This is a genomic window from Roseomonas mucosa ATCC BAA-692 (genome assembly GCF_000622225.1).
Classification (GTDB): Bacteria; Pseudomonadota; Alphaproteobacteria; order Acetobacterales; family Acetobacteraceae; genus Roseomonas; species Roseomonas mucosa.
On the sequence record NZ_JHWD01000036.1, the window covers coordinates 1 to 25449 of the forward strand.

29 protein-coding genes, 4 tRNA genes and 1 pseudogene are annotated in these 25449 nt (G+C 68.7%); 26 read left to right on the forward strand and 8 right to left on the reverse strand.

Annotation, left to right across the window (positions count from 1 at the left end):
• Positions 1 to 13: 13 nt before the first annotated feature.
• Positions 14 to 90: transfer RNA gene (locus BT98_RS0118485), tRNA-Met, on the forward strand.
• A 94-nt stretch (positions 91 to 184) separates the two neighbouring features.
• Here the strand turns inward: BT98_RS0118485 and BT98_RS25045 are convergent.
• The 4 genes from BT98_RS25045 to BT98_RS0118505 all read right to left on the reverse strand — a co-directional run bounded on the left by BT98_RS25045 (position 185) and on the right by BT98_RS0118505 (position 3828).
• On the reverse strand, positions 185 to 2029 hold the full coding sequence (locus tag BT98_RS25045; protein WP_019462917.1) for an ABC transporter ATP-binding protein/permease: 1845 nt from the start codon (positions 2027 to 2029) through the stop codon (positions 185 to 187).
• Entirely contained in the window at positions 2026 to 2703 is a 678-nt protein-coding gene (locus BT98_RS0118495) for a hypothetical protein (RefSeq protein WP_147292484.1), read from the reverse strand. The genes BT98_RS25045 and BT98_RS0118495 overlap by 4 nt, the downstream gene beginning before the upstream one ends.
• Before the next feature lie 25 nt (positions 2704 to 2728).
• Positions 2729 to 2890: a DUF1328 domain-containing protein gene (locus tag BT98_RS26760; protein ID WP_019462915.1), complete on the reverse strand. Its 162-nt coding sequence runs from the start codon at positions 2888 to 2890 to the stop codon at positions 2729 to 2731.
• 200 nt (positions 2891 to 3090) lie between these two features.
• Positions 3091 to 3828, reverse strand: coding sequence for a PhyR family response regulator anti-anti-sigma factor (locus BT98_RS0118505; protein WP_019462914.1), 738 nt, complete (start codon positions 3826 to 3828; stop codon positions 3091 to 3093).
• A gap of 51 nt (positions 3829 to 3879) precedes the next feature.
• Between BT98_RS0118505 and BT98_RS0118510 the strand changes: the two genes are divergently transcribed.
• The 7 genes from BT98_RS0118510 (at position 3880) to BT98_RS0118540 (ending at position 8900) form a co-directional block, all read left to right on the forward strand.
• Positions 3880 to 4386, forward strand: a complete 507-nt coding sequence (locus BT98_RS0118510; protein ID WP_026033531.1) for a sigma-70 family RNA polymerase sigma factor — start codon at positions 3880 to 3882, stop codon at positions 4384 to 4386.
• A 135-nt stretch (positions 4387 to 4521) separates the two neighbouring features.
• Positions 4522 to 5163 carry a sigma-70 family RNA polymerase sigma factor gene (locus tag BT98_RS25050; protein WP_019462912.1) on the forward strand — a complete coding sequence of 214 codons (642 nt, stop codon included), beginning with the start codon at positions 4522 to 4524 and terminating at the stop codon, positions 5161 to 5163.
• A 32-nt stretch (positions 5164 to 5195) separates the two neighbouring features.
• Positions 5196 to 5369 carry a NepR family anti-sigma factor gene (locus tag BT98_RS27735; RefSeq protein ID WP_019462911.1) on the forward strand — a complete coding sequence of 58 codons (174 nt, stop codon included), beginning with the start codon at positions 5196 to 5198 and terminating at the stop codon, positions 5367 to 5369.
• A gap of 68 nt (positions 5370 to 5437) precedes the next feature.
• Positions 5438 to 7120 carry a sensor histidine kinase gene (locus tag BT98_RS26270; RefSeq protein ID WP_085977435.1) on the forward strand — a complete coding sequence of 561 codons (1683 nt, stop codon included), beginning with the start codon at positions 5438 to 5440 and terminating at the stop codon, positions 7118 to 7120.
• Positions 7121 to 7279: 159 nt separating this feature from the next.
• Positions 7280 to 7573 (forward strand): hypothetical protein, encoded by a 294-nt coding sequence (locus BT98_RS25065; protein WP_019462909.1) that lies wholly within the window; start codon positions 7280 to 7282, stop codon positions 7571 to 7573.
• A gap of 1 nt (position 7574) precedes the next feature.
• Positions 7575 to 7985 (forward strand): hypothetical protein, encoded by a 411-nt coding sequence (locus tag BT98_RS0118535; protein WP_037251534.1) that lies wholly within the window; start codon positions 7575 to 7577, stop codon positions 7983 to 7985.
• A 207-nt stretch (positions 7986 to 8192) separates the two neighbouring features.
• Positions 8193 to 8900 carry an RraA family protein gene (locus BT98_RS0118540; RefSeq protein ID WP_026033530.1) on the forward strand — a complete coding sequence of 236 codons (708 nt, stop codon included), beginning with the start codon at positions 8193 to 8195 and terminating at the stop codon, positions 8898 to 8900.
• Between the two features lie 113 nt (positions 8901 to 9013).
• Here the strand turns inward: BT98_RS0118540 and BT98_RS0118545 are convergent, their stop codons facing one another.
• Positions 9014 to 10522, reverse strand: a complete 1509-nt coding sequence (locus BT98_RS0118545) for a serine hydrolase domain-containing protein (RefSeq protein ID WP_019462906.1) — start codon at positions 10520 to 10522, stop codon at positions 9014 to 9016.
• 108 nt (positions 10523 to 10630) lie between these two features.
• Between BT98_RS0118545 and BT98_RS25070 the strand changes: the two genes are divergently transcribed.
• From BT98_RS25070 to BT98_RS0118625, 16 genes are all read left to right on the forward strand, one after another.
• Positions 10631 to 11263: a GNAT family N-acetyltransferase gene (locus BT98_RS25070; RefSeq protein ID WP_076970362.1), complete on the forward strand. Its 633-nt coding sequence runs from the start codon at positions 10631 to 10633 to the stop codon at positions 11261 to 11263.
• Between the two features lie 117 nt (positions 11264 to 11380).
• The gene (gene ffh / locus BT98_RS0118555; protein WP_019462904.1) at positions 11381 to 12766 is read left to right on the forward strand and encodes a signal recognition particle protein; all 1386 of its coding nucleotides are present in this window, start codon (positions 11381 to 11383) and stop codon (positions 12764 to 12766) included.
• Between the two features lie 30 nt (positions 12767 to 12796).
• A complete protein-coding gene (gene rpsP, locus BT98_RS0118560) occupies positions 12797 to 13135 on the forward strand; it encodes a 30S ribosomal protein S16 (protein WP_019462903.1) in 339 nt (112 codons plus the stop codon).
• 32 nt (positions 13136 to 13167) lie between these two features.
• The gene (gene rimM, locus BT98_RS0118565) at positions 13168 to 13704 is read left to right on the forward strand and encodes a ribosome maturation factor RimM (protein WP_019462902.1); all 537 of its coding nucleotides are present in this window, start codon (positions 13168 to 13170) and stop codon (positions 13702 to 13704) included.
• Entirely contained in the window at positions 13701 to 14429 is a 729-nt protein-coding gene (gene trmD / locus BT98_RS0118570) for a tRNA (guanosine(37)-N1)-methyltransferase TrmD (RefSeq protein WP_019462901.1), read from the forward strand. The genes rimM and trmD overlap by 4 nt, the downstream gene beginning before the upstream one ends.
• Positions 14430 to 14445: 16 nt before the next feature.
• Entirely contained in the window at positions 14446 to 14871 is a 426-nt protein-coding gene (rplS, locus tag BT98_RS0118575) for a 50S ribosomal protein L19 (protein ID WP_019462900.1), read from the forward strand.
• Positions 14872 to 14933: 62 nt separating this feature from the next.
• Complete coding sequence (gene leuC, locus BT98_RS0118580) at positions 14934 to 16352, forward strand: 3-isopropylmalate dehydratase large subunit (protein WP_019462899.1); 1419 nt, start codon at positions 14934 to 14936, stop codon at positions 16350 to 16352.
• Entirely contained in the window at positions 16352 to 16978 is a 627-nt protein-coding gene (leuD, locus tag BT98_RS0118585; protein ID WP_019462898.1) for a 3-isopropylmalate dehydratase small subunit, read from the forward strand. The genes leuC and leuD overlap by 1 nt, the downstream gene beginning before the upstream one ends.
• Positions 16978 to 18090 carry a 3-isopropylmalate dehydrogenase gene (gene leuB / locus BT98_RS0118590; protein WP_019462897.1) on the forward strand — a complete coding sequence of 371 codons (1113 nt, stop codon included), beginning with the start codon at positions 16978 to 16980 and terminating at the stop codon, positions 18088 to 18090. The genes leuD and leuB overlap by 1 nt, the downstream gene beginning before the upstream one ends.
• Positions 18091 to 18176: 86 nt before the next feature.
• Positions 18177 to 18253: transfer RNA gene (locus tag BT98_RS0118595), tRNA-Arg, on the forward strand.
• 155 nt (positions 18254 to 18408) lie between these two features.
• Positions 18409 to 18485, forward strand: a tRNA-Arg gene (locus BT98_RS0118600).
• Positions 18486 to 18606: 121 nt separating this feature from the next.
• Positions 18607 to 19977: an FAD-dependent oxidoreductase gene (locus tag BT98_RS0118605; protein WP_019462896.1), complete on the forward strand. Its 1371-nt coding sequence runs from the start codon at positions 18607 to 18609 to the stop codon at positions 19975 to 19977.
• A gap of 90 nt (positions 19978 to 20067) precedes the next feature.
• A tRNA-Glu gene (locus tag BT98_RS0118610) sits at positions 20068 to 20143 on the forward strand.
• Between the two features lie 108 nt (positions 20144 to 20251).
• Complete coding sequence (locus BT98_RS0118615; protein ID WP_019462895.1) at positions 20252 to 20515, forward strand: DUF4258 domain-containing protein; 264 nt, start codon at positions 20252 to 20254, stop codon at positions 20513 to 20515.
• A complete protein-coding gene (locus BT98_RS0118620; protein WP_026033528.1) occupies positions 20512 to 20751 on the forward strand; it encodes a DUF2283 domain-containing protein in 240 nt (79 codons plus the stop codon). The genes BT98_RS0118615 and BT98_RS0118620 overlap by 4 nt, the downstream gene beginning before the upstream one ends.
• Before the next feature lie 4 nt (positions 20752 to 20755).
• On the forward strand, positions 20756 to 21103 hold the full coding sequence (locus BT98_RS0118625) for a hypothetical protein (RefSeq protein WP_019462893.1): 348 nt from the start codon (positions 20756 to 20758) through the stop codon (positions 21101 to 21103).
• A 3-nt stretch (positions 21104 to 21106) separates the two neighbouring features.
• On the opposite strand, the gene BT98_RS0118630 is transcribed toward BT98_RS0118625, so the two are convergent.
• Positions 21107 to 23872, reverse strand: a complete 2766-nt coding sequence (locus tag BT98_RS0118630; RefSeq protein WP_019462892.1) for a GcrA family cell cycle regulator — start codon at positions 23870 to 23872, stop codon at positions 21107 to 21109.
• A 172-nt stretch (positions 23873 to 24044) separates the two neighbouring features.
• On the opposite strand from BT98_RS0118630, the gene BT98_RS0118635 reads away from it, so the two are divergent.
• On the forward strand, positions 24045 to 24338 hold the full coding sequence (locus tag BT98_RS0118635; RefSeq protein WP_019462891.1) for a helix-turn-helix domain-containing protein: 294 nt from the start codon (positions 24045 to 24047) through the stop codon (positions 24336 to 24338).
• On the opposite strand, the gene BT98_RS0118640 is transcribed toward BT98_RS0118635, so the two are convergent.
• Both BT98_RS0118640 and BT98_RS0118645 read right to left on the reverse strand, forming a co-directional pair.
• Entirely contained in the window at positions 24335 to 24685 is a 351-nt protein-coding gene (locus BT98_RS0118640; RefSeq protein WP_147292483.1) for a hypothetical protein, read from the reverse strand. The two genes, BT98_RS0118635 and BT98_RS0118640, sit on opposite strands and share 4 nt — an antisense overlap.
• Positions 24682 to 25140, reverse strand: coding sequence for a site-specific integrase (locus BT98_RS0118645; protein ID WP_027297393.1), 459 nt, complete (start codon positions 25138 to 25140; stop codon positions 24682 to 24684). Before BT98_RS0118645 ends, BT98_RS0118640 begins: the two co-directional genes overlap by 4 nt.
• Before the next feature lie 101 nt (positions 25141 to 25241).
• On the opposite strand from BT98_RS0118645, the pseudogene BT98_RS0118650 reads away from it, so the two are divergent.
• A pseudogene (locus BT98_RS0118650) lies at positions 25242 to 25449 on the forward strand (IS21 family transposase); the annotation flags it as partial.

A 25449-nucleotide genomic window follows, 5' to 3' on the forward strand; every position in this document is an offset into this window, starting at 1 on the left:
CACCATCACCCAGCGCGGGGTGGAGCAGCCCGGTAGCTCGTCAGGCTCATAACCTGAAGGTCACAGGTTCAAATCCTGTCCCCGCATCCAAACATCACCCCCCCCCCACACACAAGCACGCCACATACCCCCGCACGCGCGGCCAGGGGGTGTCGTCTTGCGTTTAGCGTGGGCGGAAAGGACCTTAAACATCCTCTCGCACGCGACGCCGTATCATCAATTTCTGCAATCGCGGTAGACGGTCTCCGATCCGCCGCAGCTTCACTTGGGGCCGCGGGGGAATGGCCAGCTTCGCGCCTTCGGGGCCACGTTGCAGCATCAGCACCCGATGATGAAAGAACTCCAGCCCAGGCCTATGGCCGATGGAAATCAGCGATGAATCCGGCAGCTCCTCGATCAGCATGCGCATCATCGCGTTCTGGTTCTCCTCATCAAGGGCTGCGGTCGCCTCGTCCATGAAGATCCAGCGCGGCCTCTGGATGAATAGGCGTGCGAATGCCAGGCGCTGTTGCTCGCCCAGACTCAGCAATTGGTCCCAGCGTTCCACCTGATCGAGCCGCTCGCAAAGCTTGCTCAGCCCTACGCGCCGCAAGGCCACGCGACTGACCTCATCATTGGCCTTCTCCGCGCCCAGGGGATAGGCCAGGGCATTCCGTAACGATCCGAGTGGTAGGTAGGGACGTTGCGGCATGAAGATGGTGCTCTCGGACGGCGGCATGCGGATCTCGCCGCTTCCCCAAGGCCAGACACCAGCGAAAGCACGGAACAGCGTGCTCTTGCCTGTCCCTGATTCCCCCTTGATCAACACGCGCTCACCAGCCCGTATCTCGCCGGAGGCTTCAGCGATCACCACGGAGCCATCGGCGAAGGCCACCTGTACATCCCGGAAGGAAAGGCTTTCGGCTTCCTGGCCTGCCCGGGCGATGCTGCGCGCGATCACCGGGTTCTCGGGGCGTGACACCATCCCCTCCACCTGCTTCAACGCTTCGTTGAAGGTAAGAAGCCGCTCGACGCTGCTGCGCCATTCGGCGAGGCGCGGAAAATTGTCCACGAACCAGTTCAGCGACGATTGCACCGAACCGAAGGCGGAACCGATCTGCATCAGCCCGCCCAGAGTGATCGCGCCAGAGAAATAGGACGGCGCCGCGACCACGGTCGGAAAGACATAGGTCAGCATTCCATAGGCGCTCGTCAGCCACATCAGGCGGCGCTGGCTCTGCATCAGCGCCTTCACCGCCGCGACCGTATGGACGAAGATTCCATCGAGCGACCGTCTCTCGTCGCGCTCTCCGCCGATCAGTGCGATGCCTTCGCTGTTTTCCCGCGCCCGCACCAGGCTGAAGCGGAAATCCGCCTCGCGCGACGTACGATGGAAATTCAGCATCACCATTGGCCGCCCGACGAGATAGGTGAGGGCGGATCCCACCACCGCATAGATCAGCGCTGCCCAGACCATGTAGCCGGGGATCACGACATCGCGTCCGAGGAGCGTGAGATAGAGCGGCCCGGAAATCGTCCAGAGAATACCGATGAAGGCGATCAGCATCACCACGGCGTTGAAGATGCCGGTTGCAAAATCCAATGCCATCTCCGTGGCGGCACGGACATCCTCGGCGATGCGTTGGTCTGGATTGTCCGCGCCCCCCGCCTTCTCCATCTGGTAGTGCCGCGCGTCGGTCATCCAGGACGCGACCAGCTTCCGGGTCAGCCACTGCCGCCAGCGGAGCTGCGTAAGCTGCTTCACATAGAGCTGGTAGACCGCCGTCACCATCGAGGCGATGGCCAGCAGCAGGAAGAGCCACATCTGCCAGAAGAAGGCATCCCGGTCGCGATTCTCTAGCGCGTTGAAGAAATCACGGTTCCAGAGGTTGAAGCGGATCTGGATCAGGATCTGCAGCAGCGTCAGCACGAAGAGGCCCAGTACCATCCAGCGCGCGGAACGCTCCTGCCAGAAGTAGGCGCCGGACAGTTTCAGGAAGCCGCGCAACGCACCGGTCTGGATCTGCACCTCGCGGGTGCGTGGATTCACGGACGTTTCTCCGCGGAGCCGGGCAGGGGACCGAGCGCCGCTAGGTTATCGCCGACACGTTCGGCATCCACCGCCCGGCCATGCTCGCCACTGACGCCACGGCCGGAAGCGGCGATTTCCCGTCCCACCGTGAGCCGATCTCCCATGAACTCCGCGATGCTGGGCGGCAGGCGGATCACCATCCCGTCCTGCAGGATAACCCCCATGCTGTCGCCCTGCGGCGTGTAGAGAGGTGCCACGATCTGGCCGGAGACCTCGACCTCCTGCTGACCGGAACGATAGGCGCCGATACCCCAGCTTGGCCGCTCCACGAAGCGGGGCTTGGCGTTGGTGTCCTTGGCCCAGGCCAGCATGATGATCACCGGCGCCTTGCGGGCCCGGATGCCCCAGACGACGATGCTCTGCCCTGGCTCGATCTTGCGCGCCACCTCGCTGCCGACAGGGCCGGGCAGGATGATTTGCGGCCCCTCGCGGAACAGCAGCCGGTCGATCTTGCCCTCGGGATTCAAGAGGTAGCGCTCGACCACCCCCGTGAAGGAGGGAAGCTGGGTGGGATCGAACCACAGCCTTCCATCCTCCGTGCTGGACGGTGTGACACTGCCGCTTGGCTGGCTGCCGCGGCTGGCCTCCTGCGCCGGCGCAGCCCCGGTGGCCAAGCCACCGAGGGCGAGCACCAGAAAGGGGGCCGGCCGCCACACGTCACACCCAGCCGCGTCCCGCGACCAGCGAGATCAGGAAGAGCACGAGGAAGATGACGAAGAGGATCTTGGCGATGCCGCTGGCGGCGGAGGCCACGCCGCCGAAGCCCAGCACGCCGGCGACCAGCGCAATGATCAGAAAGATAACCGTCCAGTAAAGCATGGCAATGTTCCTCAACCTTGCGGTCGGTGAACGTGCGCCCCCAAGGCCAGTTGCCGAGCATTCTTCGGAAGCTCCGGCCGTGTTCCGCGCGTCACGGCCAGACCCGTTCCCAGGCGGCGGGCGGCGGGGGAACCCTCTCCGCCCTCATGCCTGGACGATGCCCCCGGCGGCGCTCTGCCATCCGCCAGGTGGAAAAGGGATCAGCTGAGCCGGACGCCGCCGGACACGGCCTGGTAGGTGGCGATGGCCAAGGCCACCGGCTCGAAAGGCTTGCTGATGATAAAGGCCGGCTCCAGCCGTTCCGCCGTGAGCAGACGCTCCGGATAGGCGGTGACGAAGATGACCGGGATCTTCTGCTCGCCGAGGATACGCTCCACCGCCGTGATTCCGTCCCCGCCGGGCCCCAGGTTCACATCTGCGAGGATCAGGCCGGGACGCAGCGACCGGGCCAGTTCCACCGCCTCCGTCTCGTCGGAGGCCATGCCGACCACATGGTGGCCGCAGCCTTCCACGAGCTGGCGGATGTCCATGGCGATGATCGGCTCGTCCTCGATCACCAGCACATCGGTCGCGGCCGTGGCCCGGAGAACGGAATGCGCCGCCTCCAGCTCCGCTTCCGCTTCCGGCTGTTCCATGCCGACAACCAGGGCCGCATCACGAATCGGCAGATCCTCCAGAGCGGTGAGGAGCAGGAGCTGCCGCTGGCGCAGGCCCATCGTGCCGCCACCCCTCTCGCCGCCCTCCTGGCCTTCGCCCTCTGCGACCCTGGCGGTCACGCCCGCATAAAGAGCCAGGTGGCCCGGCACCTGCGGCAGCCCCGCGCGCAGCGCCTCCGCCACCAGCCTGTCGCCCGCCTCCTGCCCTCCCGCGAGAGCGCGTGCATAGCGCCGTGCGTAGGGCAGGGCCCGGAGAAGCTCCCCCTGCGTGACAGCGTTCATCGTGCTACTCCCTCACCGGCGCCGCTTCCGCGCCTTCGACCGAAGACAAGAATGGACCAACTCAGCACCGATTTCCGCGCCGGTCTCGCACAGCTTCTTCCCGATCTGCGTGCCTTCGGAAGATTCCTGGCACGCGACGTCTCCGTCGCTGACGATCTGGTCCAGGAAGCCCTAGTTCGGGCACTGAGGGCGGAAGCGCAATGGCAGGCCGGAACAAGCTTGCGTGCGTGGAGTTTCAGCATCTTGCGCAATGTTTTCTACGAGACCCGCCGTCGCGGCGCGAGCGAGCGGCGGGTGCTGGAGGCCGTGCGGCCGGAGGAAGAGGAGCGTGCGGAGGGCGGCCAGCATGCCCGCCTGGAAGTCGCCGGACTGGACCATGCCCTGGCCGGCCTGCCGGCGGAACAGCGCGAGGCGCTGGTGCTGATCGGAGCCCTGGGCTTTTCCTATGAGGAGGCTGCCGGAATTGCGGGCGTGGCGGTGGGCACGCTGAAGGCCCGCGTCTCACGCGCCCGTGTCCGGCTGGCAGCCAGCTTCGCCCCGCAGGAGAAGGAGGATTGACCTCCTAACTTATTGAATCCGAAGCGAAACATAAAAAACCAGAAAATCGCCTCCCTGACGGCAACCGATTTTCGAGCTCGTGCATTGATCCCGTGAAGGCCGGATTTTCCCGGCCACGATATGCGGAGTAGCGAGATGAGCCAGACCGCCGACATCCAGACCGCGACGTACGAAGGTGAGTTCAACTTCCACGACCTGCTCACCACCACATTGCCGCGGCTCCGGGTGCAAGCCCTGGCACTGACGCGCAACCGTGCCGATGCGGACGATCTGGTGCAGGCCGCCGTGACCTCGGCCCTGGCGGCACGCCATTCCTTCACTCCCGGCACCAACTTCGGCGCCTGGATGTTCCGCATCCTGCGCAACCGCTTCATCTCCGACATCCGCCGCAAGCGTGAGACGGCGGATCTGGATGATGTGCCGAGCAGCGCCTTTGCCCGCCCGGGCGCGCAGGAAGACAGCCTCGTAATGCGCGAGTTGCGCATCCACATGGCCCGCCTGCCGGTTGAGCAGCGTACCGCCCTGGTGATGGTGACGGTGCAGGGCATGTCCTATGAAGAGGTTGCGGCGGCGATGAACTGCGCCGTCGGCACCGCGAAGTGCCGCGTCTTCCGCGCCCGCCAGACCCTGCAGCGCTGGCTGACCGGTGAGGAGCGTGGTAGCAGCAATCGCACTGCGACGAATCGTGCGGTGGCCCAGCCGCGCCGTGGCGCCTCGGGCAAGAGCCGCGCTTTCCTGGCGGTCGATGAAGGGGATCGGGCAACCATCTTCGGTTAATGGACGGAAAACCGAAAAAAAAGGGACGTCCCATGCCGCTGGCCGGTCGGGGGCCTGATGAAGTCGGCCGGCACTCGGAGAGTGCCCCCGATGCAGCCTTCAACAAGTGGCTTCAGATGGGCTTGCACACCATGTTCGATGATGTGGCGAGCGAGCCGATTCCCGAGGATCTGCTGAAGCTGATCGAGAGGGATCGAGAAAAGTGACCGGCAGGCCCGTCCCGCCAAGGCGCGCGGGGCGGGTCGTTGGCTTCCTGGCGGGCATCAGGGGCCGCATGACAGCCTTGCTCATGGCGGCTGGCGTGCCCGTGCTCGTAATCGCCGCCACCAATGCCATGCAGGGACGCGAGGCAACCTTCGAGGAAGCCTCGCGCCGCCTTGCAACCCAGCGAGAGCTTGTGCTGGTGCAGGCCGCCGCCAAGGTCGATGGCATGACGGCCATGCTGCAATCCCTGTCGCGCATCGACCTTCCGCGTGCGGGTTCCAGCGAGGACTGCGCAAGCGAGTTGCGCCGCGTCCTGGACCTCTATCCCGGTCGGTATGCCAATCTCTGGATTTCCGACGGGCAGCACGACCGCATCTGCTCTGCCATTCCGGAAGCGAGCACCGCAATGCCGCCGCGCGACCGGATCAGTGCCGCCCTGCTCAACGGACTTCCGGCCTTCGGTGACATCATCCCGGCGGATGGCGGCCAGCATGCCAGGCTTCCCTTCGCCCTGGCACTGTCCCGCCCCTCCGGCCAACCCCGCGTGCTGGTAGGCGGTACGCTGTTGCTGAGCAGCTTCCTGCGCCCCGGCCTCTATCCCGTCCCCGGGCAGTTCTCCTGGCTGGTGGACGGGCAGGGGGAGGTGGTTCCCTTGCAGGGCGGAGAGGCGAACCTCGCGCCGCGTAACCTTTCCGCGCTGAACCCGCCGGACAGTGTCGTGCAGGCCACCGCACGCAGCGGCGCGGAGATGTCCTATGCCGTCGCACCCTTCGGTCCCGGCTTGCGGATCGTGGTGGGGCAGGCCTACGAGCCGGTCCGCGCCACCGCCTGGAGTACGCTGCTGCAAAGGCTGGCGGAGCTTTCCGCCTTCCTCCTGGCCTGCCTGGTGGCGATCGTGGTGGGTGCCGATCTCGGTCTGGTGCGCCCGTTGCATTCGCTGACGGAGCGGGTGAAGCGCTGGCGTCCCGGCATGGTCTTCGAACGGGCGCCCACCGGCATCGAGCCGCGTGAGGTGATCGAGCTGGAGCAGGCCTTCGACGACGCGACACGGGCCCTGGCGGCACGGGAAACGGATCTCGTCGATGCGCTGGACCAACGCGATGCGCTGATGGCCGAGATCCATCATCGGGTGAAGAACAACCTGCAGATCGTCTCGTCGCTGCTGAACCTCCAGGCCAACCGCATCCGCGATTCGAAGGTGCAGGCGGAGTTCCGGGCGGCGCGCGACCGGGTGCGCGCCATCGCGACGCTGCACCGCTACCTCTACACGCAGCAGTCCTTCGAGGCGATCGCGCTGCGTCCTTTCCTGGAGGAGCTGGCGACTCAGCAGTTCGCCTCGCAGGGGGAGGCCGCCGGCGAAAGGCTGCGGCTGCGGATCGAGGCGGAGGGGGACCTGCGGATCTCCACCGACCAAGCGGTGACGGTGGCGCTCTTCGTGACCGAGGCGGTCAGCAACGCCGTCGCCCATGCCTTTCCGGGCGAGGCCACCGGCACCATCACCGTGCGCGTCACGCAGGAAGGCTCGGACGTGATCCTCGATGTCCAGGATGACGGCATCGGCCTTCCCGTCAGCGAGGCGGCGCCACGCGGCCTGGGCCTGGGCCTGCAACTCCTGGATGGCTTCGCCCGCCAGCTCGGCGGGCGGCTGTTGCGGGAAAGCGGTCCCGGCACCTGCTGGCGCGTCCGCTTTCCGCTGCGCGAACGCGCGGCTCCGGTCCGCAATCCGGGGGACCGGCCACGCCGGGCTGCCTGAACACCGCTTCGGACGTGGCCGGGCCGCCCCCGCTGGAGGAGACCCGTCATGGCCGTCCGACCACAGCTTCCTGCCCTCGCGCGGTGTGGCCTCGCCAAGCGGCAACCGGTCCCGCAACGTGACGTTGCGAACTCGACCGTATGACCACAGGAGACGACGATGCCAGAGCAGTCCCAGCCCGGCCCGGAGGCCAGGGCACAGGTGGAGGCCACGGCCTCCGACGCGCGTGCCCAGATCGCCGACCTGCGCCGCAAGGTGGAGGGGCTCCTCGCCGAGCGCACCGATTCGCTGAACCGCGGCGTGGACCGGGTGGAAGCCTATGCCGGGGATGTCGCCGAGTCGGTGCAGTACCGCTACGACGACTTCCAGGAACGTGTGCGCGAGCGGCCGGTGACCGCGCTGCTGATCGCGGTGGCCATCGGCTATGCCTTCGCGCGGCTGACGGGGCGCTGAGATGATGCTCCGCGCGCTCCGTCTCGTAGGCATGGCGGCCCAGGCCGAAAGCCGCCGCCTGAAGGTGCAGGCCGGCAGCAAGATCAACCAGCTGCTCTACTGGCTGATCGCCGCCGTCTTCGGCTGCGCCGCCTTCGTCATGCTGCATATCCTGATCTACAACTTCGCCTTCTTCCACGCCGGGGCGGTGGGCGCGGCGGCGATCCTGCTGGCGGTGGATCTGGTGGTGGCGCTGGTCCTGGCGCTGCTCGCCTCGCGCGGCGGCCATTCCAATGCGGAGATCGAGGCGCGGGCGGTGCGCGATGTCGCGCTGTCCGGCGCGGCGGAGGAAGTCTTTCTCGGCGTGGCCCGCAAGAGTGCGCCCATCGCGGTGCTGGGCGGGATCCTGCTGACCCTGCTGCGCCGCCGCTGAGGCCTGGGCCGCGAAGCCTGCCGCTTCTGGGGCGGGTTTCGCGGCGCCCGGCACCGCGTGGCTTGCCCGAGCCTCGCGGACGGCATTTGACCGTTGCGCCCTTGACCGGGAGGATGCGCCGGACCCAGCCCCGGCGTCGCCCCGCCAAGGCGATCCTGGCTGGAATGAAGGCGCGGCGCCCTCCGGGTGGCTGGCAAGGAGATGGACATGGCCGAGTATCCCTTCACCGCCGCGGATCTGGACGCCCTGCGGCAATGGGACACGCCCACCATCTGCAACGCGCTGGAACTGGTGGTGCCGCACCGGCGCGGCTACGGCTTCACCATCCGCCCGCTGGTCGCCTCCGACCCGGCGCTGAGGCCGGTCTGCGGGCTGGCCCGCACCGCGACGATCCGCGCCGCCTCGCCCTCCGGCCGCACGCGGGAGGTGGACCGCGCCGCCCGGCTCGGCTGGTACGAGTATGTCGCGGATTCGGCGATGCCCACCGTGGTGGTGATCCAGGACCTCGACGACACGCCCGGGACGGGTGCCTTCTGGGGCGAGGTCCATACCAATGTGCACAAGTCCCTGGGTGCGCTGGGTGTCGTCACCAACGGCTCGATCCGCGACCTCGACACCGCCGCTTCGGGCTTCCAGATGCTGGCGGGGGTGGTGAACCCCTCCCATGCCTATGTGCATATCGTGCAGTACGGGCAGGAGGTCTCGGTGCATGGCATGGCCGCCCACCACGACGCGGTGGTGCATGCCGACCGGCACGGCGCCGTGGTCGTGCCGCATGACGCGGTGACCAAGCTGCCTGCCGCGATTGAACTCTGTATGCGCCGCGAGGCGGTGGTGTTGGACCTGTGCCGCTCGCGCGACTTCTCCGTGGCGGCCCTGAAGGAAGCCCTCTCCAAGGCCGACGAGATCCACTGACCGTCCGCTCCCCAGGCCGGGAGGGGTGCTGCGCTTCGACGTCGCAGCCTGTGGCCGGCCCCGGGCGGAGCCTTGCCCACAAGGACAAGGCAGCCCAGTGCCTTCCACCCACGTCAGGCGCGCCGGAATTCCAGCACGCGTGACCGGTGCGAGGCGAGGCGCAGGCGCCCCTCGCCCACGGGGTAGAAGCAGATCCGCATCGTCGAGCCGTTATGCGTGCGGGAAGCCAGGGCGCGGCCGCCCGGCAGCGGCGTCAGCGTGACGCGCGGACCGGGAATGCCGGGCAGTTCGGCGCTGCCATCGGCCCGGATGCTCAGCCGTGCGCCGTAGGCCTCGTCCCGCCATTCGCCGGCCAGGGATGGGTCCAGCGCCAGGCCCGGCGGCACCGGCAGGAGGTGCTGCGCCATGCGGCCGACATGGCCGCGCAGGGTGCCATCCGCTTCGGCGCGCAGGCTCGCTTCCAGATAGGCGGGCAGGGTCCGCACCCCCCCGGCGCCATCCGCGAAAAGACGGTCCGTGGTGCCCATGAAGGTGATGGTGTCGTCCGCGGCCTCGGCCCAGAAGGGGCCGCTCTCCGCGGCATAGAGGCCGGCGGGCAGGCGGGCGGCGACGGGCAGGGCGCGCCCGGTCCAGGCCGAGACAATGCGGAGGGCGTTCCAGAGCGGGTCCGCATCCTCACGGTTGCAGAGCACCACCACGCCCAGGCCGAGCGAGGGAGAGAGGAGGATGTGGTCCTTGTAGCCGGGCAGGGAGCCGCCATGGCCGAAGAGCGGCACGTCGCTGGCCAGGTCGGGGGCGTTCAGGCCCAGGCGGTAGAAGCCACCCAGCGGCTCCCGCGCCGAAGTCAGGCGCACGAGCATTCCTTCCAGCGGCCCGTGTCCGGTCATCAGCGCCGCGCCCCAGAGGGCCAGGGTGGCGGCGCTGCCCGCCAGCCCGCCAGAGGGCGAATATTGCAGCCCGTAGCGGCCGCGGCGCCATTCGCTGCCGTCGTGCCAGTATCCCGTGGCGAGGTCGGCGACCGGCTCGGACTCGTCCTCGGGAAAACGAATCGCCTCCAGCCCAAGCGGGCGCAACAGCCGCTCGCGCAGCAGTTCCGCGTAGGAGCGCCCCCGCTGTTCCGGAAAGACGTGCTGCACCAGCCGGTAGCCCGTGTTGGTATAGGTCATCTCCGCGCCAGGGACGCCGTTGATGCCGGGCAGGCGGCGGATGGCGTCGAAGGCTTCCGCCCGCGTGATCGAGGCGGAGGAGGGCAGGCCCGCCAGGGACAGCGTCTCCATCAGGTCCGGAAGGCCGCCGGTCATGTCCAGCGCCTGGCCCAGCGTGACGCCGCCCACGGCCTCCGGCAGTTCCGCCACGAGCGATCCCAGCGGCGCGGCGAGGTCCAGCCCTTCCAGCAGCACGGTGGCGGTGCAGAACTGCTTGCTGATGGAAGCCCAGCGGTTTGGCGTGTCGGGCGTGAAGGGTGTGCGGGTTTCCAGCGAGGCGAAACCGCCGCCGAAGCCTTCCAGCACCCCGTCCGGCCCGAACAGCACGATGGCACCGCCGGGCCCCCCGGCCTCGGTCCAGCCTTGGGCGATGGCGCGGGCTTCCCCGGCGGCTCGGCATGGGTCCAGGGCGATCATGCGGCGACTCTCCTTGACGCGTCGGCACGCATGGCGGGCCGGCATGGGCGCCGCGTCAAGCGGGGGCGGGGTGTCACCGGGGGGGACGGGCTTGGCAGCGGCTGGGCCTTGCGCCATCCACGCCCGGCCATGCCCGATGCCGACGCCCTTTCCCCGGACCGCGCCCTGCTCCGCTTGCCGGAGGAGGCGCTGCTGCCCTCCTATGCGGCGGCGCTCGCCGAAGGCCTCGTACCGGACGGCGGAGGCCTGCCGCCGGAGAAGGGGCTGATGGCCCATCTCCGCTCGCTGAATGACCCGGAGACCCCGGTGCGCCTGCCGGATGGCGGATTCACGCGGAAAGTGCCGGGCACGCATTTCTGGCTGGCCGCCGGCGACATGTTCATCGGCACGGTGAACTGCCGCTACGCACTCACTCCCTATCTGCGCCGCCGCGGCGGCCATGTCGGCTATGCTGTCCGGCCCGGCCTGCGGGGGCGGGGTTTCGCCACGCGCGGCCTTGCCCTGGCCCTGGCACATATGCGGGAGCGTGGTTTCGAGCGGGTGCTGCTGACCTGCCGCTCCGACAACACCCCCTCCCGCCGCGCCATTGAGCGGGCTGGGGGCATGCTGGAGGACGAGGCGCCGGATGCGGTGAGCGGCGAGCTGGTCCGCCGCTACTGGATCGCGCTGCGCGCCGTGCCCGCCCTTCCGCCGCCGGGCGGGCAGCCGGAAGTGCTTGACCCGGAGGCGGGGGCGGCGTAGAGGCCCCCGTACCCGGGACATGTCCCGCAACCCGGTCGGCTGCCCCGTGCGGCCGGCTCCGTCGCTCCGCGAAGGCTCGCGCAGCGGCGCGAACGGCATTGGAGTTTCGACCGCCGCATGTTCGAGGCGCTGTCAGGCAGGCTGAATGGGGTGTTCGACCGGCTGCGCCGGCGTGGCGCCCTGTCCGAGGCCGACGTGGCGGAAGCGCTGCGCGAGGTCCGCGTGGCGCTGCTGGAGGCCGACGTCGCCCTGCCGGTGGCGCGCGACCTCATCAACAAGGTCCGCGAGCGTGCCGTCGGGGTGGAGGTCATCAAGTCCGTTTCCCCGGCGCAGCAGGTCGTCAAGATCGTCCACGACGTGCTCGTGGAGGCCCTGGGCGGCGGCGAGGGCGACGACGGCAAGCGCGGCATCGACATCGCCGCGCCCGCGCCCGTCGCCATCCTGATGGTCGGCCTGCAGGGTTCGGGCAAGACCACCACCTCTGGCAAGATCGCGCTGCGGCTGCGCTCGCGCGAGCGCAAGAAGGTGCTGCTGGCCTCGCTGGACGTGCACCGCCCCGCCGCGCAGCTGCAGCTGGAGACGCTGGCGAAGCAGGCCGAGGTCGGCTCGCTGCCGATCGTCGCCGGGCAGGGGCCGCTGGAGATCGCCGCCCGTGCCCTCGATACGGCGCGGCGCGAGCTCTACGACGTCGTCATCCTCGACACCGCCGGCCGCCTGGCCATCGACGAGGCCCTGATGGCCGAGGTCGCCCAGGTCAAGGCCATGGCGAAGCCGCACCAGACGCTGCTGGTGGTGGACGCCATGACCGGCCAGGACGCGGTGAACACCGCCCGCGCCTTCCAGGAGAAGGTGGGCGTCAACGGCATCGCCATGACCCGCGTGGACGGCGACGCCCGTGGCGGCGCGGCGCTGTCCATGCGCAGCGTCACCGGCGCGCCGATCCGCCTGCTGGGCGCTGGCGAGAAGCTGGACGCGCTGGAGGATTTCCATCCCGACCGCATCGCCAGCCGCATCCTCGGCATGGGCGACATCGTCTCGCTGGTGGAGCGTGCGGCGGAAACGATCGACCGCGAGCAGGCCGAGAAGCTGGCCGCGAAGATGCAGAAGGGTCAGTTCGACCTGGAAGACTACGCGAACCAGCTCAGGCAGATCGGCAAGATGGGCTCGCTCTCCGGCATCCTCGGGATGCTGCCCGGCATCGGCAAGATGAAGGCGCAGCTGGAGAACGCCAATCTCGACCAGTCGATCCTGAAGCGCCAGGCGGCGATCATCTCCTCCATGACCGTGAAGGAGCGCCGCAAGCCGGAGATCATCAAGGCGTCGCGCAAGAAGCGCATCGCCGCCGGCTCCGGTGTGACGGTCCAGGAAGTGAACCGGCTGCTCAAGCAGTTCGACGACATGTCCGCGATGATGAAGCGGATGAATAAGCTCGGCCAGAAGGGACTGATGCGCGGGGGGCTTTCCGCCCTGCTGCCCGGTGCCGGTGGCCGACGGCCCTTCTAACCCTTTCCAAAGCTGTACTGAGAGGACCTCATGGGACTTAAGATCCGCCTCGCCCGCGCGGGCGCCAAGAAGCGCCCCTACTACCACATCGTGGTGGCCGACAGCCGCTCGCCGCGCGACGGCCGCTTCATCGAGAAGCTGGGCTCCTACAACCCGATGCTGCCGGCCGACCATGCCGAGCGCATCCGCCTGCACGACGAGCGCATCGCCCATTGGCTGAGCCAGGGCGCGCTGGCCACCGACCGCGTGGCGAAGTTCCTCGGCAAGGCCGGCCTGGCCCCGATGCCCGAGTTCCGCGAGCAGCCGAAGCAGTCCGCGCCGAAGAAGAAGGCGCAGGAGCGCGCCGCCGCGGCCGCCGCGAACGGCTGATCCCGGCGAACGGCACTCCCTGAGGCACACCGATGGACGCGAAGCGTATCCTGGTGGGCGAGTTCGGCCGGCCCCATGGCGTGAGGGGGCTGCTGCGACTGCGCTCCTTCACCGAGGCGCCGGAGGCGATCGCCGCCTATGGCACGCTGACCGACGAGAGCGGCCAGCGCAGCTTCGCCTTCGAGGTGCTTCCGGGCGGCCTGGCGCGCGTGCGCGGGGTGAACGACCGGGATGCCGCCGCGCGGCTGACCGGAGTGAAGCTCTACGTGCTGCGGGAGGCCCTGCCGCCGACCGATGAGGACGAGTTCTACCTGTCCGACCTGATCGGCCTCTCGGCCGTGGGCGAGGACGGGACGGTGCTCGGCCGCGTCATGTCGGTGGAGGACTTCGGCGGCGGTGCCTTCCTGACCCTGCGCGACGCAAAGGGCCGGGACCGGGAGATCCCCTTCACCCGTGCCTGCGTGCCGGTGGTGGATCTCGCCGCGGGACGCTGCACGGTGGTGCCGCCGGAGGAGATCGTGGTGCAGCCCGAGAATGCTTCGGAGAAGGACGAGGGGGAGGCCGCATGAGCTGGCGCGCCACCATCCTGACCCTCTTCCCCGAGATGTTCCCGGGCACGCTGGGCCATTCCCTGGCCGGCCGCGCGCTGGAACGGGGCGACTGGAGCCTGGAGGCGCGGCAGATTCGCGAGTTCGGCACCGGGCGCCACCGCAACGTAGACGACACGCCCTTCGGCGGCGGCGCCGGCATGGTGATGCGGCCGGACGTGATCGACGCGGCCTGCGGTTCCGTCATGGCGGAGGGCGGCGAGCGGCCGCTGCTCTACATGACGCCGCGCGGGCAGCTGCTCGACCAGGCCCTGGTCCGCGAACTGGCCGCCGGGCCGGGGGTGGTCGTGCTCTGCGGCCGCTACGAGGGGCTGGACCAGCGTGTCATCGAGGCGCGCGCGATGACCGAGGTTTCGGTCGGCGACTATGTCCTGTCCGGCGGCGAGCCGGCAGCCATGGTCCTGCTCGATGCCTGCGTCCGGCTGCTGCCGGGTGTCATGGGGGCCAGCGAGAGCGGGGAGGAGGAATCCTTCTCGCACGGCCTGCTGGAATACCCGCACTACACCCGCCCGGCCGAATGGAACGGCCGCCGCGTGCCTGACGTGCTGCTTTCCGGCCACCACGCCGAGGTCGCATCCTGGCGCGCGGCGCAGTCCGAGGCCGCCACACGCCTGCGCCGCCCGGACCTCTGGGCCCGCCACACAGCATTCGTGGAAGCGCCCGACGCTTCCCAGATCAACGGTTAAGACGAGGACAACACAGATGAACCTGCTTCAGCAGTTCGACGCGGACCAGAAGGCCCGCCTGACCGCGAGCCGCACCACCCCGGCCTTCCAGGCCGGCGACACGGTGCGCGTGATGGTGAAGGTGGTCGAGGGCGAGCGCACCCGCACTCAGGCCTATGAGGGCGTCGTGATCGCGCGCTCCAACAAAGGCCTGCACAGCAACTTCACCGTCCGCAAGCTGTCCTATGGCGAGGGCGTGGAGCGCGTCTTCCCGCTGTACTCCCCGAACGTGGCGGAGATCACCGTGGTTCGCCGCGGCAAGGTGCGCCGCGCCAAGCTGTACTACCTGCGTGGCCGGACCGGTAAGTCCGCCCGCATCGCCGAGCGCACCATGACCCGCGAGACCGCCGCACCGGCGGCGGCGCCCGCGCCGGCCGCACCGGCGGAGGCCACTCAGGGCTGAGCCCTCGCAAGGCCCGCTCCGGCAACGGTGCGGGCCTTTTTTGACTGCAGGAGGATCGCACGATGTCGGCAACCAAGCCGCGCACGCTGTTCGACAAGATCTGGGACGCGCACGTCGTCGAGACGCTGCCCGACGGTACGGCGCTCCTCTACATCGACCGGCACCTTACCCATGAGGTGACGTCGCCGCAGGCCTATGAGGGCCTCCGCCAGGCTGGCCGCAAGGTGCGCCGCCCGGATGCGACGATCGCCGTGGTGGACCACAACGTTCCCACCGACGCGACCCGCTTCACCGGCGTGAACGAGGCCGAGAGCGCGTTGCAGATCGCGACGCTGGAAAAGAACGTCAAGGAATTCGGCGTCCCCTACATTCCGCTCTCCGACAAGCGGCAGGGGATCGTCCACATCATCGGCCCGGAGCTGGGCCTGTCCCTGCCGGGCATGACGATCGTCTGCGGCGACAGCCACACCTCCACCCACGGCGCGATGGGCGCGCTGGCCTTCGGCATCGGCACCTCGGAGGTCGAGCACGTGCTCGCCACGCAGACGCTGCTGCAGAAGCCGGCGAAGAACATGCGCATCACCGTGGACGGCACGCTGGGCTTCGGCGTGACCGCCAAGGACGTGATGCTGGCCATCATCGGCAAGATCGGCACCGCCGGCGGCACCGGCCATGTCATCGAGTTCGCGGGCGAGGTGATCCGCAACCTCGACATGGCGGGCCGCATGACGATCTGCAACATGTCGATCGAGGCGGGTGCCCGCGCCGGCATGGTGGCCCCGGACGAGACCACCTTCGCCTATGTGGCCGAACGCCCGATGGGGCCGAAGGGCGAGGCGCTGGAGCGCGCGATCCAGTACTGGCGCACGCTCCCCTCCGATCCGGAGGCGCATTTCGATGCCGAGGTCGTGCTGGACGGCAATGCCATCGCGCCGCAGGTCACCTGGGGCACCTCGCCGGAAACGGTGGTGCCGGTGACCGGCCGCGTGCCCGACCCGGCCGGGCAGGCGGACGAGGCCAAGCGCGCGCAGATGCAGCGCATGCTGGACTACATGGGCCTCGCCGCGAACATGCCCATGCAGGAGGTGAAGATCGACGCGGTCTTCCTTGGCTCCTGCACCAATGGACGCATCGAGGACATCCGCGCCGCGGCCGAGGTGCTGAAGGGCCGCAGGATCGCCCCTGGCGTGCGCGCCATGGCGGTGCCGGGCTCCGGCCTGGTGAAGGAGCAGGCGGAGCGGGAGGGTCTGGACAGGATCCTGATCGAGGCCGGCTTCGAATGGCGCGAGGCGGGCTGCTCCATGTGCCTGGGCATGAACCCGGACAAGCTGAAGCCCGGCGAGCGCTGCGCCTCCACCTCGAACCGCAACTTCGAGGGGCGGCAGGGTCCTGGCGGGCGCACCCATCTGCTGAGCCCGGCCATGGCGGCCGCCGCGGCCATCACGGGCCGCCTGACCGACGTGCGGGAGATCATGCGCTGATGCAGCCTTTCACGACGCTCACCGGCATCGCCGCGCCGCTGCCGCTGGCCAATGTCGATACCGACATGATCATCCCGGCGCGCTTTCTGAAGACCATCGCGCGCACGGGACTCGGCAAGAGTGCCTTCGCCAACATGCGCTACGCGCCCGATGGCAGCGAGAAGCCGGATTTCGTGCTCAACCAGGAGCCCTATCGCAAGGCCGAGATTCTTATCGCCTTCGAGAATTTCGGCTGCGGCTCCTCGCGCGAGCACGCGCCCTGGGCGCTGCTGGATTTCGGCATCCGCTGCGTCATCGCGCCGGACTTCGCCGACATCTTCCACAACAACTGCTTCAAGAACGGCATCCTGCCGGTGCGCCTGCCGCATGCCGTCTGCGAGAAGCTGATGGAGGACGCGAAGCTGGGCGGCAATGCCCGGCTGACCGTCGATCTCGCACGCCAGGTGGTGATCCGGCCGGATGGGGAGGAAATCTCCTTCAACGTGGACCCGCTTCGTAAACATCTGTTGTTGAATGGCCTGGACGATATCGGCCAGACCATGGAGCATGCCTCCGCGATCGACGCCTTCGAGACGCGGAAGCGCGCTGCACAACCCTGGATGTTTGGGACGGGAACTACTCTTTGATGACGGCCAACAAGAAGATCCTGGTTCTGCCGGGCGACGGCATCGGCCCCGAGGTGATGCGTGAGGTCCGCCGTGTCATCGACTGGATGAACCGCCGCCGCACCGCCTCCTTCACCGTGGAGGAAGGGCTGGTCGGCGGCGCCGCCATCGAGGCGGAAGGGACGCCCTGTTCCGACGAGACGGTGGCCCGGGCCAGGGAGGCGGATGCCGTGCTCTTCGGCTCCGTCGGCGGGCCGAAGTGGGACAGCCTGCCCTTCGAGCAGCGTCCGGAGCTCGGCATCCTGCGGCTGCGCAAGGAGCTGGGCCTCTTCGCCAACCTGCGCCCCGCCACGGTGCTGGCGCCGCTGGCCAGCGCCTCCTCGCTGAAGGCCGAGATCGTCAGCGGCCTCGACATCATCATCGTGCGCGAGAGCACGGGCGGCATCTATTTCGGCGAGCCGCGCGGCATCGAGGTGATGCCGGACGGCAAGCGCCGCGGCGTGGACACCGAGGTCTATACCGAGGACGAGATCGCCCGCGTGGCGCGCGTGGCCTTTGAGCTGGCGCGCAGCCGCGGCCGCAAGGTCACGAGCGTCGAGAAGGCGAATGTCATGCAGACCGGCCGCCTGTGGCGCGGCGTGGTCGGGGAGGTGGCGAAGGCCGAATTCCCCGATATCGAGCTGCAGAACATGTATGCCGACAACTGCGCCATGCAGCTCGCCTCGAATCCGAAGCAGTTCGACGTGATCCTGGCCGGCAACCTGTTCGGCGACGTGCTGTCGGACCTGGCGGCGGCGCTGACCGGCTCGCTCGGCATGCTGCCTTCCGCCACGCTGGGCGCGCCGGATGCCTCCGGACGGCGCCACGCGCTCTACGAGCCGATCCATGGCTCCGCGCCGGACATCGCCGGCAGGGGCATCGCGAATCCCTGTGCGCAGATGCTGTCCTTCGCGATGCTGCTGCGCTGGAGCTTCGGCATGGAGGAGGATGCGGCGCTGATCGAGCAGAGCATCAACAACGTGCTGACCGGCGGCCTGCGCACCGCCGACATCATGTCGCCCGGCACGGCCCGCGTGGGCACCTCCGTGATGGGCGACGCCATCCTGCGTGAGCTGGACAAGCTGGCGGGCTGACACGGCCCGGCAGGGACGCGTGCTGAAAATGGGGGAGGGGCCCTTGCGCTTCCCCCGGCACCGCAGTATCAGGCCGCCACTGGCCGGCGCCCGTAGCTCAGCTGGATAGAGCACCAGACTACGAATCTGGGGGTCAGAGGTTCGAATCCTTTCGGGCGCGCCAGAAACTTCCTCGGTAAATCAGTTGGTTCCGAACCCCGATGCGTTTTCGCAGCGGGGTTTTTCGCATCCGCGGGCGCATGACAGATCCGTGTCGAAAAACCCCCACACGGCCATTGCGCCGCCCGGGAGCCTCGGCTATCACCCCGCCACTGGCCGGCGCCCGTAGCTCAGCTGGATAGAGCACCAGACTACGAATCTGGGGGTCAGAGGTTCGAATCCTTTCGGGCGCGCCAGTTTCCTTGCTTCCTCCGAGCGTGAACACGTCGAAGATGGCCGGTGATTGCTGGCTCTTCGTGCAACCGCCGCCCATGGCCGCTCCTTCCTGCATCGAGTGCAGGGGAGGGCAGGCCACCCATGGCCATGCAGACCGCAGAGACTGTGATCATCGGTGCCGGGCAGGCAGGCGTGCCACTGGCGCGCGCGTTGGCTGAGGCGGGCCGGGATATCCTGCTGGTCGAGCGTGATGCCCTCGGCGGCTCCTGCGTCAATTTCGGCTGCACGCCCAGCAAGGCGGTGATCGCCTCCGCCCGCCTGGCTGCCCAGGCCCGCCGCGCGGCCGAATGGGGCGTCACGATTCCCACCGTGGAGGTGGATTTCGCCGCGGTGATGGACCGTGCCCGCTCCCTGGTGGCGGAGCAGCGTGGCGAGCTGGAAGAGAGCTTCCGCCAGCCCGGGGCAGCGCGGCTGCTGCGCGGGGAGGCCAGGATCGAAGGACAGGACGGCAACCGCTTCCGCATCCGCGCGGGGGAGGCCGTGGTGCTGGCCGACAGGCTGGTGCTCGACACCGGTTCCCGCGCGGCGCGGCCGGACCTGCCCGGGCTGGAGCAGGTGCCGCTGATCGACAGCCGCAACTGGATCGACCTTCGCGAGCGTCCGGGACATCTGCTCTTCCTGGGCGGCGGCACCATCGCGCTGGAGCTGGCCCAGGCCTTTCGCCGCCTGGGATCGGCCGTGACCATCGTCGAGGCGGGTCCGCAGCTCACCGAACGGGAGGACCCGGATGTGGCGGAGGTGCTGCAACGGACCCTGGAGGCGGAGGGGATCGCCATCCATCTGGGCGCGAAGCCCGAACGAGTGGAGGCAGGCGGCGAGGGGGTGCGTCTGCATCTGGGAGGCCGGGTGCTGGAGGGCACGCATCTCTTCCTCGCCACCGGGCGCCAGGCGAACACGGACACGCTGGGGCTGGAGAGCATTGGCCTGCATCCCGGGGAGAAGGGCGTGCTGGAGGTGGACGAGCGTTTGCGGACCGGCGTGGATGGGGTCTTCGCGCTCGGCGACATCCGGGGCGGACCGCAGTTCACCCACACCGCCTACGACGATTTCCGCGTCCTGCGATCGCTGTTCCTGGAGGACGGCGCCCGCACCACGCGGCGCATCGTGCCCTATGCCATCTTCACTGAGCCGGAACTGGGGCGCGTGGGCCTGTCGGAGCAGGAGGCACGCAAGGCCGGCTATCCCTATCGCATCGGGCGGAAGCCGATGGCGGAAAGCGGCAAGGCCCGCGACATCGGCCGCACCGAGGGCTTCATCAAGGTTCTCTCGGACCCCGGGACCGGGAAGATCCTCGGCGCCGCCGCCCTCTGCGATTCGGGGGCGGAGGTGGTGCAGCTCTTCGTGGAGCTGATGAATGCGGGGGCGGATCTGCGCACCATGCTGGACGGCGTGCATATCCACCCCACCCTGGGCGAGGCCGCGAAGAACGCCGCCGCTGCCCTGTACGATTAGGGTGGAAAAACCGTTCTTCTGCCCATGGACGAAGGCGGCGTGTCAGGCTAGTTAGCCGCCAACGCCTCTCCGGCCGCTTTCCATGGTCAGGTCCCGTTCGTCTAGAGGCCTAGGACACCGCCCTTTCACGGCGGCGACACGGGTTCGAATCCCGTACGGGACGCCATTCCCTCGGTATATGACATTGAAATTGCTTCCCTATTTTCCGGGAGGTTATTTTCAACCCTCAACCGAACCCTCAAGTGAGTGATGGGTGGAATGACAGGCGCTGCGAGTGACAGCCTTCCGGATCCGCTTCACGCGCCATGCGCTGGATGCCATGGAGCGGCGCGCCATCCCGGCGGAATGGGTGGAGAAGACCATTTCCGCCCCGGATGCGATCGAGCCTGACCCAGCGGGCGGAGGCCTGCTCCGGGCATGGCGCGCGCTGCCGGAAGCCGGCGGCCGATCGCTAAGGGTGGTGCACCGACATGAGGACCCCGATATCGTGGTGGTGGTGGTGACGGTCTTCCTGGACAGGGGGCGAGAGAGCCGATGAACGCGATGAACATCCGCGGCACCTATGACCCGGAGGCCGATGCCCTGTTCGTGCGTCTGGCCGCCGGGCAGGTGGCGGATACGCGCGAGGTGTCCCCTGGCGTCATCCTGGACTTCGATGAAGACGGCCACCTGCTGGGCATGGAGGTGCTGAACGCCTCCACCCGCATGCCGCCAGGGCTCGCGGATGCCGAGAGCCAGGTTGCCGGAGAAGATACACCTAGCGGCAGCCTGTGAGCTGATGGCAGACGATACCCCTGACCTTCTCACCCTGAAGGATGTCATAGCCAAGACGGGGCGGGGGCGGACGTGGCTCCTGGCGCACCTCAAGGCCAACCCCTTCTTCGGCGGGAAGCCGACCCACCGCCGGGCCGGCAACCGCATCGTGTTCACCCTTGGCGATTACGCCAACCTCCTGGAGAGCTTGGTGCCTGAGCCGAAGGAGGCGCCGAAGACCTTCGCCATGCCGCCTCGTCCCCGTCTTTCGCCTGATGTTCCGCTCGGTGGCGGGTACGAGAAAGCGTTGAAGGCCTTGAAGGCAGCCAGGGAGCGGCGCGAGGCCGAGCAGAGGAACCGCAAGCGCCGTTGACGCTCAGTCCCGCGCCGGGGTGAAGGCCCGCCGCGCATGGGTGGCGCAGTAGGAGCATCCCTCCCGCACCGGAGCGCCGCAGAACACCGGCTCGCCGGGCCTCTCATCACCCCATTCCGGCCATTGGCAGGTGCGATGGCGGATGCCTGTGGTGACTGCGGGGGCCACCGGCTCGCACTCCAGGGTGCGCCTGACATCTTCGCCGCGCTCCCGGCGCTCCCGGTCTGTGCGCGCGAGAACGCGTGCCCGCCGGCTGGCGAAGCTGTGGTTGACCGGGAACCGCCAGACGCCGCCGAGGAGAACGCTGCCATCCATGGATGGCCCGCTATCCAGAGAGGGCCACTTCCAGAACGTCTGGTCGTTCTCCCGCTCCACCCGGCGCTCCAGGCGCCGCAGATACCCCGGGTCCACCGCTTCCTGGAGGCGGTAGATCACAAGGTGATCCAGGAGCAGCTTGGAATAGAAGATGTTGGTCGGCAGCAGATCCCGGGCCGCGAAGCTGATGGCCTGCGCCGCGAGATTGCCCTTGTCGTCACCGGTCGCGCGGTCCCGCAGCCGGGTCATTATGCCGTAGACCTTCTCCGCCGTGCCCGCGGTCGGGCCCGCCATGGTGGCGAGGAGCCCGCCGCCGAAGCGGTTCGCGTCCCCGAAGAGATAGTCCCCGTAGATGCCGGCCCCGCCGCCCTGCTGCATGGCGGCCATTACCAGCTTGGCCCAGCCGGCCGTGTCTTCCGGCTCGCGCGGGTTCTTGCCGGCGGCCAGTTCCTTCAGCGTCATGGAGACGTACCCCAGGAGCGTCGTGCCGGCGATCAGCCCGGCCAGCCCGGCGAAGTCCGCGCTGCCCTGCCGGTACATCTCGCGCGACAGGTGGCGGGTGACGAAGGTCAGGGGATAGCTCTTGAACTGCCCGATGAACCGCAGCGCCTCGCCGGCCACGGTGCCGGGCGCCTGCCCCTGGTACAGGATCGACCGCTCATAGACCCCGGGCTTCGTCAGGGCGCCGTCGATGGTCGAGGCGAACCATGCGCCGATGCGCTGGCGGGCCGGGCCGTCGATCATGTCAGGGGTGAAGTAGGCGATGCCGCTGCCGTCCCGCAGCAGCTCCGCGCCCTGCATGGCCGTCCAGTCCTCGGCCGTCACCCCATAGCGCTGGAGGCTGCGGCGCAGGCCCTGGTCCATGGCGTCCCACCCTTGCCCCAGGCTCTCGCCCACGTGCGACGCGATCAGGGAGGAGACGCCGCGCTCCTGCGCATCCTGCCACCACGTCTGGAGGTTGAGCTTGAAGAAGATGTCCGTGGCGCGGGTGATGCTGCCCGGCACGCCGGCATCGTATCCCATGCGGTGGTGCAGCCCCCCGAGGAGCCCGTTCAGCCCGGCCAGGGCGCGCGTGGAAACCTGCCGTCGCACGTCGTTGTCGTAGCCGGGCAGCAGCGCCATCACCTGGTTGGTGAGCGCCTTGAAGTAGGGCACGCCCTCATGCCGCAGCGCGCTGGCGGTGGTGGCGAGGTCAGGAAGCGAGGACAGGGTGACGCCGCCCAGGCTGGTGATGGTCTCCAGCGCGCGGAATGTGGCGGTGAACCGCGCCGCGCTGGTGCTGCCGGGGATGTCCGCCGCGCCGGAGATCGTCGCCCACTGCTTCGCCAGGAAGCCGCCGCTGGCCGCCTCCTGGAGCTTCCGGACATCGTCGTAGCGCTTCTCCCCGTCGCGCAGCCGATCCGCGAGGCGCTGCACGTCCTGCTGAAAGGCCGTCTCCGGGTTAGGTCCCCAGATACGCATCATGCCAACCGAGCGTGCCGCGCTCTCGGCCTCGCCCACCAGCGCGGACACAAGGTTCCCGTCACCGAAGGCCCGGTTATAGGCCAGCCACTCATCTGCCCCCCGGAAGTGCAGCACCCGATCCTCGGAGAGCCGGCGGGCCAGGGAGCCCGAACCGTATCCGCGCGCCAGGGGATCGACATCCCCCCGGCCGGCGACGTGGTGGTTCCCCGAGACGAGGTTGCCGTACACGTTCTCCAGGAAGCGGTTCGCCGCGGCGCCGTCCGTCAGGTCGATCCCCGCATCGGTGAAGGTGCGCTCGTCCAGCAGCGGCGCGATGGTGTTGCGCCACCCCTCGAAGCCCGCCTGCCGCAGCCGGTTTCCGCTGTGCGTGGTACGCGTCACGCGGCCGGGCAGAGTCTGCACCCAGGCGCCAGCCTCGTTTGCATCTCGCCGGATCAGCGCCTGCATCGCCACCGCCGCCTCGGCCGCTGCCCGCAGGCTGGCATCCGGGGTGGCAGGGATCCCAGGAGCGCCGTTCAGCCGTGCCATCTCGCGGGCAAGGTCGGCCTCTGTTTCCGGGGTGATCTTGCGCAGCCAGGGCAGCACGCCGGCCTCCTGCCAGCCCGACACCATCGCGCCGAGATAGGCTTCCCGGGCGCCCTTCTGCTGTGCTTCGGCCGAGAGCGCGCGGCCCTCGCCGGCCCGCTCGGTGGTCGAGATCAGGTCGGAGAGGTGCTGCACCGGGTTCATGCCGTCGGCATAGCGGGCATCGCGCGCCACCCGGGCCAGCAAGGCCGCCTGCCGGGCGTGGCGCTCGATCGCCAGCGCCTGCTTCTCCTCGGCCGCCATCTCCTGCGCGGCCTGCTGCCAGCGTAACCGGTCGCCGCCGCGGTTCGGCATGCCCTTCTCGCGCCGGATCATGGCGGACAGCAGCTCCTCGATATCGTCGTCGGAGAGGCCGGGGGCGGCGGCCTTGATGGCGGCGCCGCAGGACATCAGGGAACCGGACATGGGCGAAGGTGGGGCGTCTTCTTCTGGAAATGGGCGCGACTGTGCTATGGGCGCGGGTAGCCATTGCCTGCTGGTCCTTCAGCGGGTTGCGGTCAGGCCGGGCGGCGGTGCTGGTAACACCTCGCCCGGCCGGTTCCTTGTGGAACGGCATACGATATGCCATTCTGTCCGCATGAGCGCAAGCCAGAATGACACATTAAATGCCATTTCGGCTGCGCAGGTTCGCGCGGCCCGGGCATTGATCGGTTGGACCCGCGATCAGCTCGCGACCGCCAGCGACGTGCCGATGCGTACAGTGGCCCGCTTCGAGATGGGGGAGGGCACCCCACAGCGGCGAACCCTCACCGCGATCCGCGCCGCGCTGGAAGCGGCCGGCGTCGAGTTCATCCCGGAGAACGGGGGAGGCGCGGGCGTGAGGATGAAGCAGCGCCAGAGCGAGCTCCCCGGCGTGACGATCGGCTGCTAGGCCTTACGCCTTGGCTTGCGTTGAGGCTTCGCCGTGCCTTCGGCGGGTGGTGGCTCACCACAGATCAGGCCTTCCCCTATCTCCTGGTGCAGATCCAGGTACTCTGCGAACCCCCAACTGAGCGGATCCACCTCCTCCACAACCTCCAGCGCCCAGGCACGCCACCGATCCGCCAGAGCTTGGTTGAAGCCTTCGGCCATTGCCTGCTCATACGCCACCGCGATGAAGCGGCGGAGGTTCTCGGCTTCAGCCCAATCGCGTGCGGTGGTGCGTAGGTCTGCCACCTGCGCACGGAAGAGTTCGATCGGGCGGAGGCGTGCAGCTTCCCCCGCTGCCTGCAACCTCACCTGTTCGAACGCCTCGGCGAGCCGCTCGTGAGCTGACCGGCCCACTCCGCCATCAGGACCTTCCGGCGCTCCAGGTGGTCGCTCCGCTGATAGGCCCGGCTCACCGCGCTCCCGGTGACATGTCCTAGGGCCGCCTCGGCGACCTCGTGCGGGTGGCTTGTGCATTCGGCGGCCCACTGCCTGAAGGTGGATCGAAAACCATGGGTGGTGATCTCGCGCCCCTCCAGGTCCGTCCAAAGGGGTGCCGTCTCACGATCGCTGCCCTGCATCCGGCGAAGCAACATCAGCAGGGACATCTGGGATAGGGGTTTCCCATCCCGCGCGCCGGGGAACACCGGCAGCGCGCGCAGATCCTCCGGCTGGATGCTTACCAGGCGAAGGGCACGAGCGGCCTCCAGGGAGTGAAGCGCGACCGCGTTCAGAGGCACCCGGAGGGGATGCTTGTGGATCGGCATGGAATAGGAACCCTGTTGGAGGGGTGATCGGCGTCCAAACGGGACCCCACTGACGGCGGGGTTCACAGTGGTTTCCGGGATGATCGGGAGCCAGTGCTGGGATGCTGGTCGTGGAGACAGTGGCAAAGATCCGGCGCCTGCACCGGGTGCAGGGCAAGTCGATCAAGGCGATCTGTCGTGAGCTCGGGATTTCGCGAAAGGTGGTCCGGAAGGTTCTGCGGTCCGGGGAGACGGAATTCCGCTACAGCCGGGCGCGGCAGCCGCAGCCCAAGCTGGGGCCGTGGCAGGCCGAGCTGGAGCGCCTGCTGG